Genomic DNA, 14,648 nt, shown 5'->3' on the forward strand with positions numbered 1-14,648 from the left:
CCCATGCGCAACCTCAAGCTCGGCCTGTTCGAGAACGCCCAGACCAACGCGAGCGGCACCGCCACCTGGCGCCACCCCGACAGCCGGCGGCACCTGTTCGACACCCTCGGGTACTGGCGCGAGATCGCGCAGGTCTGCGAGGACGCCAAGCTCGACTTCCTGTTCCTGGCCGACGCCTGGGGCTGGTCGGAGATCGACGGGGTGCGCCCGCCGATCGCCACCGAGGAGACCCTGGACCTGCCGCGCCTGGACCCGTTCGTGATCGCCTCGGCGCTGCTGGCGAGCACCACCGACCTGGGCCTGGTGGTGACCGGCTCGGTGCTGGTGGAGCCGCCGTACGCCTTCGCCCGCCGGCTGGCCACCCTGGACCAGCTGTCCGGCGGCCGGCTCGGCTGGAACATCGTGACCACGGGCACCGCCGACACCGCGGTCAAGGCCTTCGGCATGGACATGGTGGCGCACGACGACCGGTACAAGATGGCCGAGGACTTCCTCGACCTGGTCTACAAGTACTGGGAGGGCGCCTGGGAGCCGGACGCCCTGGAGAAGGACAAGGGCGGCCGCTTCGCCGACCCGGCCAAGGTGCACCCGGTCGAGCACGAGGGCCCGTACTTCCGCTCGCACGGCTACGGCAACACCGCCCGCTCCCCGCAGGGCACCCCGGTGCTGTTCCAGGCCGGCGCCTCCCCGGCCGGGCGGCGGGTCGGCGGGCGGCACGGCGAGTGCATGTTCGTCGGCAGCGGCTCGGTGCGGCAGCTCGCCGGGCACACCGCGGCGATCCGCGAGGAGGCCGTACGGGCGGGCCGCCGCGCCGACGAGGTCAAGGTGATGTCGGCGTTCTCCTGCGTGGTCGGCGCCACCACCGCGGACGCCGAGCGCCGCTGGCAGCGCGTCCTGGACGCCCAGCGCCCGGAGGTCACCGTCGCCAGCTACGCCATGTTCACCGGCCTCGACCTGTCCTCGTACGCGCCGGACACCCCGATGTCGGAGCTGTCCACCGAGATGTCCCAGACCCAGGTCGCCCGGTTCGCCGGCCGGACCGTCGGCGACGTGCTCGCCGACTGGCACACCCACGGCGTCGGCGCCCGCCCGGTGGTCGGCACCGCCGAGGAGATCGCCGACGAGATCTGCGCCCTGGCGCAGGGCGCCGACCTGGACGGCTTCCTGCTCTCGCCGACCGTCCAGCCGGCCTCCACCACGGAGTTCGTCGAGTCGGTGCTGCCGATCCTGCGCGCCCGCGGCGTCTTCCGCGGCGCGTACGCGGACGGCGAGTCGCTGCGCGAGCGGCTCACCGGCGCGTCCGACCGGGCCCTGCCGGCCAGCCACCCGGCCGCGCAGTACCGGCACTGAACCACACTCGCGACGAGAGGACGGCGACGACCATGGTCACTCCCGCCCACCACCCCAACCCGCCCGCCGCCGCGTCCGCGCAGCCGCCGACCGCGGGGCGGCCGCACACGGAGCAGCCGACCGGGGCGGAGCCCAACGCCGCGGCGCTGCGCCAGGCGTTCGGGGCCTACCCGACCGGAGTGGTCGCGCTCGGCGCGCTGCGCGACGGCGAACCGGTCGGGCTCGCGGTGAGCTCCTTCGTGTCGATCTCGCTGGAGCCGCCGATGGTCGCGGTCAGCGTGGCCCGCACCTCGACCACCTGGCCCAGGCTGACGCAGGCACCGGAGCTCGGGCTGAGCGTGCTCAGCCACGGCCAGGGCGCGCTCTGCCGGCGGCTCGCCTCCCGCGAGGGCGACCGCTTCGACGGCACCGGGTGGCAGGCCACGCCGGAGGGCGCGGTGCTGATCCACGACGCGGCGCTGTGGCTGACCGCCCGGGTGAGCGCGGTGTACGACGGCGGCGACCACGAGATCGTCCTGATGGAGCTGCTCACCGTCGAGCTGTTCCCCGGGGTGGAGCCGCTGGTTTTCCACACCAGCCAGTTCCGTGAGCTCACCCCCCATGGCTGACGCTCCGACGACCCCCCTGTCCGGCACCGTGGTGCACGGTGCCGGCCGGGGGCGGGGGCTGGGCTTCCCCACCGCCAACATCGCCGCCGAGCCCGGCACCCCCGTCCCTCCGCCCGCGATCTACAGCGGCTGGCTGGCCCGCCGCGCGACCGGCACCGTGCACCGCGCGACGATCAGCATCGGCACCAACCCCACCTTCTGCGACACCTCCGAGATCCACACCGAGGTGTACTGCCACGACGCCCCGGGCGACCTGTACGGCGAGCGCGTCGACCTGTGGTTCGTCGCCCGCATCCGGGACACCGAGAGGTTCGCCTCCGTCGACGAGCTGCTGCTCGCCGCCCGGGAGGACGTCCGCCGCTCCGAGGCCCTGCTGGACTCCGCGCACGGACGGCACGTCCTGGCCGCCCTCTCCTGACCCACCGGTACGGCCGTTCCCCCTTCCCGATCCACCGGCATCACGCGTCCCCCTCCTGATCCACCGGCACCGCCTTCACCTGCCGGCGCGCACACCCGCTCCCCACGCGGCCGCGCGCCCTGCGCCCCGAGCCCGGTCGGCCCCGCACCCCCCGCTTCGGCGGGGCCGACCGCCCCTTCCCCCACCTCGCTCCGCACGAACAAAGGTGTGAGTCATGAGCGCGTTCCACTGGTTGAACGAGCAGTTCGACTTCTTCGGTCTCCCCGTCTACTGGTCCGACTTCCTGGGCAACATCCTGGCGCTCGCCACCGTCTGGCTGGCCCTGCGGCGGTCCCTGGTGGCCTGGCCGGTGCAGATCCTCGGCTCGGTGCTGCTGCTGATCGCCAGCCTGAACGTGCACCTCGGCGGCAACGCCGCCCGACAGATCGTGATCATCGTCTCGGCGTCCTGGGGCTGGGCGACCTGGAAGCGCAGCCGCGAGCAGGAAGGCACCATCAACGTCCGCTGGGCGTCGGGGCGGGAGCGCGCCGTGCTGGTCGCCGCGATGGTGGCGGGGACGGCCGCGTTCGGCGCGGTGCTGAAGGGGACGGACGCCTCGTTCTACCCCGGAGCGCCGTGGTGGATGGTCCTCGCGGACGCCTGGATCTTCGTCGGCTCGATCCTCGCCATGTACAGCCAGGCCCGCCGCTACGTGGAGTTCTGGTTCGTCTGGCTGGCCGTCGACCTGGTGGGCGTGCCGCTCGCCGTCCACTCCGAGCTGTACTTCTCCGGCATCGTCTACGGGATCTTCTTCGTGATGGTGCTGCTCGGCATCCGCGACTGGGCGTCCCGCAGCAAGCCGCAGGAGATCGCCTCGCCGCTGGAGCCCGCCGTTCTGGTCGAGGGCCGGGACGAGAGCCGGGACGACGCCCGCCCGGGCGGCTCCGCCCCGCGGGTCGGGGCCGCCGACTGACCGTCGGACCACCGCACCGCACCGCGCCCCGCCCCGTCCGCGGGCCGGCCCCACCCCGGGGCCGGCCCGCGCCGGCTTCCGGAGGCCGAAGCTGCGGAGCGGGCCGGGCCGGGCCGGGAATCGCCCCGCTGAACGGAAGGCGCGGGCCGCCGGGTTCAGACCGGGCGCGGGCCGATCGAACCCCGGAGGGTGCGCCGTCCGTGCTACCGGTGAGGACGGTCGGCAGCCGGCCCGGAGCACGGACGAGGGAGGACAGCGATGGCCTGGTACCAGGGGTCGAGCCGGATCACGGTGACGGCGGTGGAGGGAAGGTTTCCGCAGCGGGCGGTGGTGACCGTCCGGGGCGCCGCTCCGGTGGAGATCCCCTGCGAGGTCGGCGCCGTCCACCACGTCGAGGCGGAGCGCTGGCAGCTCGACCTGGAGCACCGGGACCAGGGCGAGTGGTGCCCCAACATCCGTGCGGTGCAAGGGCGGTGGCAGGAGATCCGGGGCGTGCTGACGCAGGTCGTGCACAGCCGCAACCGCGACCTGGCCGGCGACCGGCAGGACCGCAACCTGGTGCTGCGGATCGAGCGGGTCGCGCCGGCCGGTGACGACCCGTCGGTCGCCCCCGCCGCCCCGGCCGCGCGCCGGACCACCGCGGCGCACCTCGCTCCGGCGGTCCCGGCCGGCTCGGCGCCGCGCACCTCGGCCGGACCGGCGAGCGGCACCACGAGCACCACCGGCAACTCGTCGCCGGGCGTGCGGACGACCACCTCGGGCGCCGGGGCGGAGTTCCTGCGGCCCGCCGCCGCCCCGGGCGGCCGGGTCACCGGCACGGGAGGCGCGAGCCGGACGACCGGCACCTCCGGGACGACGACCACGGCCGGCTCCTGGAACGGCTGACCGGGCCGGTCACGGCCGCGGGGACAGGTCTGCTCGATTCCCCGAGTGGTCAGGGCCGTTCCCGACGGTGCGTCAGCCGTTTCACTCGCCCTCGGTGAACGCCTCGCGCAGCCGGGCCTCCTCGTCCGCGGAGAGGTTCGTCTCCAGGAGCTCTGCGTGCAGGCCCTCGAACGCCGACCTGACCGGGTCGAGCACGGCGTCGGAGCTGAGCACGAACAGGGCCGAGGTGCCGGGGGTGACCTTCTCCCGCAGCCGTTTGACGAAGTCCTCGTCGATGCCGACGTGGGCGAGGTGGCCTCCCAGCGCGCCGCCGGCCGCGCCCAGGGCCGCGCCGAGCACGGGCACGAAGAAGACCATGCCGAGGAAGAAGCCCCAGAAGGCGCCGCCCACGGCACCCATGCCGGTCATGTCGCTCAGATGGCGGGTCTTCGGCTTCCTGGCCCCTTCCGGCCAGGTGACCACCGCTCCGTCCTGGACCTTGATCAGCTCCTGGCGCCCCAGCCTCCTCAGTGTGGCGAGGGCCTCGTCGGCTCCGTTCGCGGTGGGAAAGCGCCATACCGTCAGGGTCGCCATCACGGCCTCCGATCGCGGGGGTACTGCACCGGCAGCCCCATCGTCGGCACGGGCCGCGGGCGCTGCCACACGCGGACGCCGGACGGGCGAACCGGCCGCGAGCGTCCCGGCCGGCCGCCCCGGCCGGCCGGCGCGGGTGGGCCCGCCCCGGAAGGACACCGTCGGATTGACACGGCCGACCGGCGGCCACAGCGTGGCAGGTAGCACTCTTCCGTGCTGGTCGGTCCCGGTCCGCGCCGCGTCGAGGACGCCCGCGCGGACGGGACCCACGGCAGGCCTCCTGATGCCCGCCGGACCCGAGAGGAGCTGGTACAGGCGATGTCGGACGGACGGACGGCCAGGCGCATTGCGAAGTTCATCAAGCCGCTGCGGGTGAAACCGGGGTCGCGGGTGGACCTCGCGGAGGACTTCGACCCCCGGTACAAGGCGGGCATGAAGAAGCGCGAGGGCGTCGAGCTGCTGCGCACCGGCGTGTCGCTGCTCTCGGAGTACCAGGCCCGGCTGGCGGCCCAGGACACCTACGGCGTGCTGCTCTGCCTCCAGGCGCTCGACGCCGGCGGCAAGGACGGAACGATCCGTCACGTCATGAGCGGGGTGAACCCGCAGGGCGTCCACGTGAGCAGCTTCAAGGTGCCCTCCACGGAGGAGCTCGACCACGACTTCCTGTGGCGGTACGCGCAGCGGCTCCCGGCGCGCGGGGACATCGGGATCTTCAACCGTTCGCACTACGAGGAGGTCCTCGTGGTGCGCGTCCACCCGGAGAACCTCGACCGGCAGAAGCTGCCGGAGGAGGCGAAGGGCCCCGGGGTCTGGCACCGCCGGTACCGGGAGATCAACGACTGGGAGCGCTACCTCACCGACAACGGGTTCAAGGTGGTGAAGATCTTCCTGAACCTCTCCAAGGAGGAGCAGCGCAAGCGCTTCCTGGCGCGGATCGACCTGCCCGAGAAGAACTGGAAGTTCTCCGAGGCGGACATCCGCGAGCGCGAGCACTGGGACGACTACCAGGAGGCGTTCTCCGACATGCTGTCGGCCACGAGCACGCCGTGGGCGCCCTGGTACGTCGTACCGGCCGACCGCAAGTGGTTCGCGCGCATCTGCGCGGCGGCGGTGCTCGCGCACACGCTGATCGGGATCGATCCGCAGTTCCCCACGATCGACGGGCGGACCCGCAAGGACCTGCGCGCGGCCAAGCGCCTGCTGGAGGCGGAGGCCCCCCGGGGCGGCCGTACGTGATCCGTCCGGCGCGGCCCGTCCGGACGTGATCCGTTCGCGCGTGGCCCGTCCGGACGTGGCCCGTCCGGACGTGGCCCGTCCGTGTCGACGCGTCGGACCGACCGACGTCCAAGGGGGGACGTTCCCGGATCCCGAGGAGTGAAGAATGGCGGAGCAGGCTGGGCCGTCCGGCCCGCAGGAGTCCCCGGACCCGTGGTACGCGCGACCTCCCCACGAGGTCGCGTCCTCGCTCGGGGTGGACCCGGCGACCGGGCTCAGCGCCGCCCGGGCGGCCGAACTGCTCGCCGCGAACGGGCCGAACGCGTTGCCCGTGGAGAAGTCGAGGCCCGACTGGCTGCGCTTCCTCGACCAGTACCGCAGCTACATGCAGATCATCCTGCTGGCGGCGGCGGTGGTCTCCCTGGCGATCAAGGAGTGGACCACCGGGATCCTGCTGATCGTCCTGACGCTGCTCAACGCCGTGGTCGGCCTGCGGCAGGAGGGCAAGGCCGAGAGCGCGATGAACGCGCTGAGGTCGATGATGAAGGCCACCGCGCGCGTGCGGCGGGACGGGACGGAGGCGCAGATCCCGGCCGAACAGCTGGTCGTGGGCGACGTGGTGCTCGTCAGGGCGGGCGACGAGGTCCCGGCGGACGGACGGATCGTCGAGGCCAGCGCGCTGCAGATCGACGAGTCGGCGCTGACCGGCGAGAGCGTCCCCGCCGCCAAGGACACCGGCACCCTGCCGGCCGGGGCGCTGGGCCCGGGCGACCAGACCAACATGGCCTTCATGGACACCCCGGTCACCCACGGCAGCGGACTGCTCGTCATCACCGCGACGGGCTCCGGCACCGAACTGGGCAAGATCTCCGGGATGCTGTCGGCCACCGAGAAGGAGCAGTCGCCGCTCACCAAGGAGCTGAACACGCTGACGCTGTGGATCGCGGCGGCGGCCGGCCTGACCATGGTCGTGATGTTCGCGCTCGGCCGCAGCCGCGACCAGGCGTGGGACGCCCTCTTCGTCAGCGCGGTCTCGCTGGCCATCGCGGCGATCCCGGAGGCGCTGCCGACGGTCAGCCAGGTCATCCTCTCCGTCGGCAGCCTCAACCTGGCCAAGCGGCACGCGATCGTCAAGGAACTGCCGTCCGTCGAGACCCTCGGTTTCACCTCGGCCATCAACTCCGACAAGACCGGCACCCTCACGATGAACCAGATGACGGTCGTCGAGGTGCTCACCCCCGCCGACCGCTACACCGTCTCCGGCACCGGCTACCGCCTCGACGGGCGGATCCACCACGCCGCGGGCTCCGCCCCGAGCATCGAGGACGCCGTCCTGCCCCACCTGGTCGCCAACGACGCGAAACTGGTCGACGGCGAGGTCGTCGGCGACCCGACCGAGGGCGCGCTGCTCGTCCTCTGCCACAAGGCCGGGCTGGACATCGAGGCCACCCGGGAGCGCTTCCCCCGGCTCGCCACCCTGCCGTTCGACCCCACCTACAAGCTGATGGCCAGCTTCAACGAGGCGAAGGACGCGGACGGCCGGGCGGTGGTGCGGTGCTTCGTCAAGGGCGCGGCCCCCGCGGTCATGGCCCGGGCCTCCTCGGCCGACTCGAACGGCGTGGTCGTCCCCTGGGACGCGGAGCTCGGCGGACGCGCCCAGGCGCAGACCGAGCGGATGGGCGGCGAAGGGCTGCGGGTGATGGCCGGGGCCGTCCGCGACCTGGACCCGGCGGACTTCGACCCGGACGGCGACCTGCTGGCGTTCGTCGAGGACCTGCGGATGACCAGCCTGGTGGCCATGGTCGACCCGCCGCGCGAGGAGTCACGGGCCGCGATCGCCAGCGCGCAGGCCGCCCACATCCGGGTCCGCATGGTGACGGGCGACGACGTCACCACCGGAGCGGCCATCGCCCGTCAACTCGGCATCGACGGGGAGGCCGTCCTCGGCGCCGACTTCGCCGCCCTGCCGGAGCAGGAGCGGCTGTCCCGGATCGACGGCATCGGAGTCCTCGGCCGGGTCGCGCCCGAGCACAAGGTGCTGCTCGCCGCCACGCTCAAGCGGAAGGGCGACGTGGTCGCCATGACCGGCGACGGCGTCAACGACGCGCCGGCGATCAAGGCCGCCGACATCGGCATCGCCATGGGCAGCGGCACCGACGCGGCGAAGAACGCGAGCCGCATGGTCCTCGCCGACGACAACTTCGCCACCATCGTGTACGCCGTCGAGGAGGGCCGGAAGCTCTACGACAACCTCACCAAGTACATCCGGTTCGTCCTGGTGCTGCTGGTGACGTTCGTGCTGACCTTCCTCGGCGCCGCGCTCCTGAACATCGCCGCGGGCGAGCCGTTCACCCCGGCGCAGGTCCTGTGGGTCCACTTCGTGGTCAACGCCCCCTTCGGCTTCGCCCTGGGCTTCGACCAGGAGAGCCCCGGCCTGATGCGGCGCACCCCGCGCCCGCGCGGCGAGACGGTGCTGACCGGGCCCGTGATGATCACCGTCGGGCTCGCCGGGCTGGCCGTCACGGTCGCCCTGCTCGGGCTGACCAAGCTGGGCGAGGCGCACTACCACAGCGCGCGGACCGGCAACTCGATCGCGTTCACCGCCTTCGCGCTCTGCCTGATCGTGGCGGCCTACGAATGCCGCAGCGAGCGCGGCTCCGCGCTGACCGTCAGCACCTTCGACAGCAAGCAGATGAACCTGGCGGCCCTCGGCGAGTTCGCCCTCGCGGTGCTGGTCACCCAGATGGACGCGTTCCACCGCCTCCTCGGAACCACCGACATCACCGCCCGGCAGTTCGGCTGGGCCCTGCTGGCCGCCGTCGCGCTCCTGCTGCTGTGGGAACTGGGCAAGTTCGTCGCCCGCAGGGTGTCCGGCGCCGGCGGCGGGACGGCGGCCGCCCGCGGCGCCGCGACGGTCGGCCCCCGTCCGTGACGGCGTTCCGGAGCCCTTGAGGAGATCCATGGCCGCCGGTGCTCCCCCCGGGCGACGACGGCGCCGCGTCGTGCCGGCGCTGCCGGGACTCACGGTGCTCCGCTCCTACCGTCGCGACTGGCTGCGCGGCGACCTGGTGGCCGGTGCCACGGTGGTGGCCTACCTGGTGCCCCAGGTCATGGCGTACGGGAGCGTGGCGGGGCTGCCGCCGGTCACCGGGCTGTGGGCGATCCTGCCCGCGATCGTGCTGTACGCCCTGGTCGGCTCGTCCCGGCTGCTGTCGGTCGGGCCCGAGTCGACCACGGCGCTGATGACCGCCACCGTGATCGGGCCGCTGGCCGGCGGCGACACCGCCCGCTACGCCGTCCTGGCCGCGAGCCTGGCCGTGGTGGTCGGCCTGCTGTGCGTGCTGGCCTGGCTGGCCAGGCTCGGCTTCGTCGCCGACCTGCTCTCCCGACCGGTGCTGATCGGCTACCTCGCGGGCGTGGCACTGATCATGATCGTGGACCAGCTGTCCAAACTCACCGGGATCGACGTGCGGGGAGAGGGGTTCTTCCCGCAGCTGACGTCGTTCGCGTCGAACCTCACCGAGGCCCACCTGCCGACGGTCGCCTTCAGCGCCGCCACCCTGCTCTTCCTCCTCCTGGCGGCCCGCTTCCTCCCGCGCCTGCCCGGCCCGCTGCTGGCCGTCGTGCTCGGCACCGCGGTCTCGGCCGCGTTCTCGCTCAAGGACCACGGCCTCGCCGTGATCGGCGAGATCCCGGCCGGGCTGCCCCGTCCCGTGCTGCCGGACCTCACCGAGCTGAACCGGCTGCTGCTGCCGGCACTGGGGATCCTCCTGGTCGGCTACACCGACTTCATCCTCACCGCGCGCGCCTTCGAAGGATCGGGGCAGGAACGGCGGCTGGACGCCAACCAGGAACTGCTGGGCCTCGGCGCGGTCAACCTCGGCGCGGGCTTCTTCCAGGGCTTCCCGGTGAGCAGCAGCGCCAGCCGTACCGCGCTCGCCGAGTCGGCCGGAGGACGCACCCAGCTGTACGCGCTCACGGCCGGCCTCGGCGTGGTCGCCGTGCTGCTGTTCCTCAGCCCGTTGCTGCACGACACCCCGGACGCCGTGCTCGGGGCCCTGGTCGTGTTCGCCGCACTCCGGATGATCGACCTCGCCGGTTTCCGTCGGCTGGCCTCCTTCCGGAGCCGCGAACTGCTGCTGGCGCTCGGATGCATGGCCGGCGTGCTGACCCTGGACATCCTCTACGGCGTCCTGGTCGCGGTGGGACTGTCGGTGATCGAGCTGCTCAGCCGGGTCGCGCGACCGCACGACGCGGTGCTCGGCCTGGTGCCGGGCGTGGCCGGGATGCACGACGTCGACGACTACCCCGAGGCGCGGACCGTCCCCGGCCTGCTCGTCTACCGCTACGACTCCCCGCTGTTCTTCGCCAACGCGGAGAACCTGCGGCGCCGGGCGCTCGCCGCCCTGGCCGAACAGCCGGAGCCGGTGCGGTGGTTCGTCCTCAACACCGAGGCGAACGTCGAGGTGGACATCACCGCGCTGGACTCGCTGGACGCCCTGCGCCTCGAACTCGAAGCCCGCGGCATCGTGTTCGCCCTGGCCCGGGTCAAGCAGGACCTGCGCGACGAACTCGACGCCTACGGCCTGAGCACCTCCGTCGGCGCCGACCGGATCTTCCCCACCCTGCCCACGGCGGTGGCCGCCTACCGCACTTGGGCCCGGGGCGACGGCTGATCGGCCGGCGCCGGCCGATCAGCCGTCACCCCGTCGCGCTCGGAGCCGGCAAAGGTTAGGTGTGAATCGATGTCAAAAACTCTGCATGGAACTGAAGTTGTGTGTTGCGGCCGGGCGGTGACGGGTATCACTCGACCGGGGCGGTGAAGGCCGGCCAGGGGAACGTTCTGCATCGGGGGAGGAACGTGGACGCGGCGTGGACCGGTCTCGCCGAGGCGATCCAGCAGTTGCGCGCCGAACTGGACGCGGCGACGGCCGAGGGCGACGGGAAGCGGCTCCGGTTCGAACTGGGCCAGATCGAGCTGGAGTTCGACGTGGAGCTCAAGCGGACCGGGTCGGTGGACGGGGGCCTGCGCTGGGGCATCGTGTCGGCCGGGGCGAAGGGGGAGCTGGCCCACGGTTCGGGTCAGCGGATCAAGCTCGTGCTGCAACCGACCGACACCACGACCGGCCGGGCCGCGGAGGTCGCCTCCTGCTGGACCGACCCCGAACTCGGGTGACGTGCCGGAGGGTCGGGGGCTTGCCGAATGGACCGCTGCCGGGTTGTCGAGGTGCTCTCCGAACAGTCCAGGGGGAGCGGCTATCTGGTCGCCGACCGGTTGGTGCTGACCGCCGCCCACGTCCTGAGGTCGGGTGAGGTTTTCACCGCCGAGCCCCGGGTACAGGCCCTGGACAGTGAACGGGCGGTACGGGCCCGGACGCGGTGGATCCGCTACGACGGGCCGGAGGAGGGCGTCGACGCCGCGCTGCTGGAGATCGTCGACCCGCTGTGGGTGCCGCCGTCGGCCCCGGTGCCGGTCGCGTGGGCACGGATCACGGACGTCGAGCCTGGGCACCGGGTGCAGGTCGGCGGGTTTCCCGACGCGATGGCGGGCCGCCGGCGGGACGTCGACCAGGTGCTCGCGACGGTGAATCCGCTCAGCGGGGCCCGCTCCGGACGACTCCAGCTCACCGTGGCATCTGCACCGATCCGGACGAGGGACGGGCGATCGGGCTGGGCGGGCATCTCGGGCGGGCCGGTCTGCACCGTGGCCCGCGACGGCGCCCCGTCGGCCCTGCTCGCCGTGGTCGTGGTGGACCCGCTGCGCTATGCGGACCGGCTGGCCGCCGTCCCGGTCGACGCCGTCCTGGCAGACGCCGCCGTGGCCGAAATCCTCCGCCGACATGGCCTGGCCGACATCAACGTGTCATCGTATTCGGGTACTGACCATTCGTCAGCCATTCGATCGACACTGGCGGCAGCCATGCGAACCCTTCCCCGAGACCTCTCCGCCTTCGTCGGCCGGGACCGCGAACTCGCCCGACTGAGCGACGCGGTCATCGGGGCGAGCGGTGCCGGGCGGGTCATCGACATCCACGCCATCGGCGGGATGCCGGGCGTCGGCAAGACCGCGCTCGCCGTCCACCTCGGCCACCGGCTGGCCGACCGCTTCCCGGACGGACAGCTGTTCCTGCCCCTGCACGGGCACACCCCCGGCCAGTCCCCGGTGGATCCGGCCGACGGGCTGGTCGCCCTGCTGTCGGCAAGCGGAGTGTCGCCCGAGCTGATCCCCGGCGGCCCCGACCGCCAGTCCACGATCGACGCCCGGGCCGTCCTGTGGCGGGACCGGATGGCCTCGAAGCGCGTACTGCTCATTCTCGACGACGCGGTCGACCACAGTCAGGTCGAGCCGCTGCTGCCCAACGCGGCCGAGTCCCTGGTGCTGATCACCAGCCGGCGCCGGCTCGCGGCGCTGCCGGACACGGTGGTGCTGTCCCTCGACATCCTGGACGAGTCGACGGCCGTCGAGATGCTCTGCGGGCGCTCGGGACGGACGGCGGAGGGGGCGGAGGCCGCCGCCGCGGCGGCCGTCGTGGAACACTGCGGCCGGCTGCCGCTGGCGGTCGGCCTGGTCGCCGGCCGCCTGCGCAACCACCCCACTTGGTCCTTCGCCCACCTCGCCGCCGACCTGGGCAGGGCCAGACGGCGGCTCTCCCGGCTGCGCGCCGGCAACGTGGCCGTCGCGGCGGCCTTCGAACTCTCCTACCGGGAGCTGCCCGAGGATCGCCAGGCACTCTTCCGCCGGCTCAGCCTGAACCCGGGCACCGAGTGCGACGCCGAGATCGCCGCCGCACTGCACGGCAATGACCCCGACGACGCGGCCGACGAACTGGAGCACCTGTACGACGACCACCTGCTCATCGAGTCCGCGCCCGGCCGCTATCGGATGCACGACCTCGTCCGGGAGTACGCAGGCCTGCTCACCGACGAGGACGAACCGGCCGACCGGGACGCGGCACGGGAGCGGCTGTTCACGTTCCTGGAGGAACGCGCCGTGGCCGCCGTCGCCGCCATCGCGCCCGGAGCGGCGCCCGGGGGCGCGGACACGGCCCGCGAGGCCCAGGCGGCTCGGGACTGGCTGGACACCGAGATCGCGAACCTGCTGGCCTGTGCTCGGTACTGCGCCGACCACGGCCACCCCGACCGCGTCGTCGTACTGGCCCAGGCACTCAGCGGGTTCCTGCGGTTCGTCGGCCCCTGGGACCAGGCCGTCGCCCTGCACTCGGCGGCGGCCGATTGCGCCCGGCAGTCGGCACAGCCCACTCTCCAGATCGAGGCCCTCACCAACCTCGCCCTGGTGCGGCGCCTGGGCGGCGACTACCGGGGCGCGGCGGACGACTTGCGCGCCGCGACGGCCGTCGCCCAAGCCGTCGGCGACCGCCGGCTCGAAGCACGAGTGCTGAACGACCTCGGCGCGGTCCACGGCCAGACCGGTGACTACCCGGCCACCATCGCCGCCCACGACGAGGCCGTACCGATCTTCCGCGAGAACGGGGACCGCGCAGGCGAGGCCAGTGCCCTCAACTACCTCGGCGTGGCCCACCGCCTGGTCGGTCGCTACGACGAGGCCAAGGCGGAACTCGCCCGCTCCGCCGAACTCTTCCACGACCTCGGCGACCGGCGGGGCGAGGCCGTCGCCCTCGCCAATCTCGGGATAGTCCACCGCCAGACCGGTCACTACGACTCCGGGACCCGCCTCGTCGAACAGGCCCTCGCGCTCTCCCGCGGGATCCGTGACCGCCGCGGCAGCACCTACATCATCCACGCCCTCGGCGTGCTGCGGTCGCTGACCGGCCGGGCCGACGAGGCGCTCGACCTGCAGAACGAGGCGCTGCGGATCTCGCGCGAGCTGGGCGACCGGCGCGGCCAGGTCTACAGCCTCAACTACCTGGGGGCGGTGCACCGGTCCGCGGGCGATCCGGCCGCCGCCGCCCTGGCGCACCAGGAGGCATTGGACCTCGCCCGGGAACTGGGCGACCGGCGGGCCCAGTCGCACGCGCTGCGCCACCTCAGCGCGGCCCACCGGCTCCGGGGCGACCTCTTCCCGGCCGGCACCGCGGCGGAGGGCTCCCTGCTCATCGCGGAGGAACTGGGCGACCGGCGAGGGCAGGGGAACACCCTCCGGACCCGGGCCGAGGTCCGGCTGGCCTCTGGTGAGCGCGAGCTCGCGGCTCGGGACCTCGACGCCGCGCTCGACCTGGCGCGGGCCATCGGCGACCGGCACGGCGAGGCGCAGACCCTCAACGTCCGGGGCGCACTGCGGCGTCCGTCGCACCCCGCGTCCGCGCTGGCCGACTACGAGTCGGCCCTGGCACTGGCCCGCGAACTGGGAAGCCCGCGCCAGACGGGTGCGGCCCTGCTCGGCGCCGGCCGGTGCGAGCGCGACCTGGGTCGGGTCGACGCGGCCGAGAGACGCCTGCGCGAGGCTCTGGCGGTGTACGACAGCCTTGGCGCCCGGGAGGCGCCGTCGGTCGCGGCCGAACTCGCGGGCCTGCGAGCCTGATCGGGCCGCGGGGTCGGCGGCTTCGCCTTCCCGTACGTCGTCGTGGTGGCCGCCGGGAGACACGGGCTCGGTGTGCGCAGTGACCGGGACTCCGAGTTCGCTACGGTGAACACCGTTGCCGCGTTACCGGGTTACCGCGTGACGGAG

General features: G+C 73.2%; 11 protein-coding genes. 10 read left to right on the plus strand and 1 reads right to left on the minus strand.

Translation table 11 applies throughout. The features are described from left to right. Positions 1-3: 3 nt before the first annotated feature. The 5 genes from ACGFSC_RS09575 (at position 4) to ACGFSC_RS09595 (ending at position 4,213) form a co-directional block, all read left to right on the plus strand. Positions 4-1,350 (plus strand): NtaA/DmoA family FMN-dependent monooxygenase, encoded by a 1,347-nt coding sequence (locus tag ACGFSC_RS09575; protein WP_359898438.1) that lies wholly within the window; start codon positions 4-6, stop codon positions 1,348-1,350. 32 nt (positions 1,351-1,382) lie between these two features. After that, a complete protein-coding gene (locus ACGFSC_RS09580) occupies positions 1,383-1,958 on the plus strand; it encodes a flavin reductase family protein (RefSeq protein WP_359898439.1) in 576 nt (191 codons plus the stop codon). Further along, positions 1,951-2,376 (plus strand): riboflavin kinase, encoded by a 426-nt coding sequence (locus ACGFSC_RS09585; RefSeq protein ID WP_359898440.1) that lies wholly within the window; start codon positions 1,951-1,953, stop codon positions 2,374-2,376. Before ACGFSC_RS09580 ends, ACGFSC_RS09585 begins: the two co-directional genes overlap by 8 nt. A 214-nt stretch (positions 2,377-2,590) precedes the next feature. Beyond that, the gene (locus ACGFSC_RS09590; RefSeq protein WP_359898441.1) at positions 2,591-3,328 is read left to right on the plus strand and encodes a nicotinamide mononucleotide transporter family protein; all 738 of its coding nucleotides are present in this window, start codon (positions 2,591-2,593) and stop codon (positions 3,326-3,328) included. Positions 3,329-3,586: 258 nt separating this feature from the next. Continuing rightward, positions 3,587-4,213 (plus strand): hypothetical protein, encoded by a 627-nt coding sequence (locus tag ACGFSC_RS09595; protein WP_359899719.1) that lies wholly within the window; start codon positions 3,587-3,589, stop codon positions 4,211-4,213. An 81-nt stretch (positions 4,214-4,294) separates the two neighbouring features. On the opposite strand, the gene ACGFSC_RS09600 is transcribed toward ACGFSC_RS09595, so the two are convergent. Then, the gene (locus tag ACGFSC_RS09600; protein ID WP_359899717.1) at positions 4,295-4,786 is read right to left on the minus strand and encodes a DUF1269 domain-containing protein; all 492 of its coding nucleotides are present in this window, start codon (positions 4,784-4,786) and stop codon (positions 4,295-4,297) included. Positions 4,787-5,104: 318 nt separating this feature from the next. Here ACGFSC_RS09600 and ACGFSC_RS09605 point away from each other — a divergent pair, with 318 nt between their 5' ends. The 5 genes from ACGFSC_RS09605 to ACGFSC_RS09625 all read left to right on the plus strand — a co-directional run bounded on the left by ACGFSC_RS09605 (position 5,105) and on the right by ACGFSC_RS09625 (position 14,501). Next, positions 5,105-6,022: a polyphosphate kinase 2 family protein gene (locus ACGFSC_RS09605; RefSeq protein ID WP_359899715.1), complete on the plus strand. Its 918-nt coding sequence runs from the start codon at positions 5,105-5,107 to the stop codon at positions 6,020-6,022. A 145-nt stretch (positions 6,023-6,167) separates the two neighbouring features. Then, complete coding sequence (locus tag ACGFSC_RS09610; protein ID WP_359899713.1) at positions 6,168-8,933, plus strand: HAD-IC family P-type ATPase; 2,766 nt, start codon at positions 6,168-6,170, stop codon at positions 8,931-8,933. A 28-nt stretch (positions 8,934-8,961) separates the two neighbouring features. Further along, on the plus strand, positions 8,962-10,677 hold the full coding sequence (locus ACGFSC_RS09615) for a sulfate permease (RefSeq protein WP_359899711.1): 1,716 nt from the start codon (positions 8,962-8,964) through the stop codon (positions 10,675-10,677). Between the two features lie 185 nt (positions 10,678-10,862). Next, positions 10,863-11,177, plus strand: coding sequence for a trypco2 family protein (locus ACGFSC_RS09620; RefSeq protein WP_359899709.1), 315 nt, complete (start codon positions 10,863-10,865; stop codon positions 11,175-11,177). 27 nt (positions 11,178-11,204) lie between these two features. Then, positions 11,205-14,501 (plus strand): tetratricopeptide repeat protein, encoded by a 3,297-nt coding sequence (locus ACGFSC_RS09625; protein WP_359899707.1) that lies wholly within the window; start codon positions 11,205-11,207, stop codon positions 14,499-14,501. The last annotated feature ends 147 nt before the right edge of the window (positions 14,502-14,648 follow it).

It is taken from the genome of Kitasatospora sp. NPDC048715, assembly GCF_043198905.1.
In the GTDB taxonomy this organism is placed as follows: domain Bacteria; phylum Actinomycetota; class Actinomycetes; order Streptomycetales; family Streptomycetaceae; genus Kitasatospora; species Kitasatospora lactacystinica.

Bases quoted from the DNA above. Each gene is read 5' to 3' on its own strand.
- ACGFSC_RS09610 (WP_359899713.1), top strand. From the start codon at position 6,168: ATGGCGGAGCAGGCTGGGCCGTCCGGCCCGCAGGAGTCCCCGGACCCG.
- ACGFSC_RS09590 (WP_359898441.1), top strand. From the start codon at position 2,591: ATGAGCGCGTTCCACTGGTTGAACGAGCAGTTCGACTTCTTCGGTCTC.
- ACGFSC_RS09625 (WP_359899707.1), top strand. From the start codon at position 11,205: ATGGACCGCTGCCGGGTTGTCGAGGTGCTCTCCGAACAGTCCAGGGGG.
- ACGFSC_RS09595 (WP_359899719.1), top strand. From the start codon at position 3,587: ATGGCCTGGTACCAGGGGTCGAGCCGGATCACGGTGACGGCGGTGGAG.
- ACGFSC_RS09580 (WP_359898439.1), top strand. From the start codon at position 1,383: ATGGTCACTCCCGCCCACCACCCCAACCCGCCCGCCGCCGCGTCCGCG.
- ACGFSC_RS09585 (WP_359898440.1), top strand. From the start codon at position 1,951: ATGGCTGACGCTCCGACGACCCCCCTGTCCGGCACCGTGGTGCACGGT.
- ACGFSC_RS09600 (WP_359899717.1), bottom strand. From the start codon at position 4,786: ATGGCGACCCTGACGGTATGGCGCTTTCCCACCGCGAACGGAGCCGAC.
- ACGFSC_RS09605 (WP_359899715.1), top strand. From the start codon at position 5,105: ATGTCGGACGGACGGACGGCCAGGCGCATTGCGAAGTTCATCAAGCCG.
- ACGFSC_RS09615 (WP_359899711.1), top strand. From the start codon at position 8,962: ATGGCCGCCGGTGCTCCCCCCGGGCGACGACGGCGCCGCGTCGTGCCG.
- ACGFSC_RS09575 (WP_359898438.1), top strand. From the start codon at position 4: ATGCGCAACCTCAAGCTCGGCCTGTTCGAGAACGCCCAGACCAACGCG.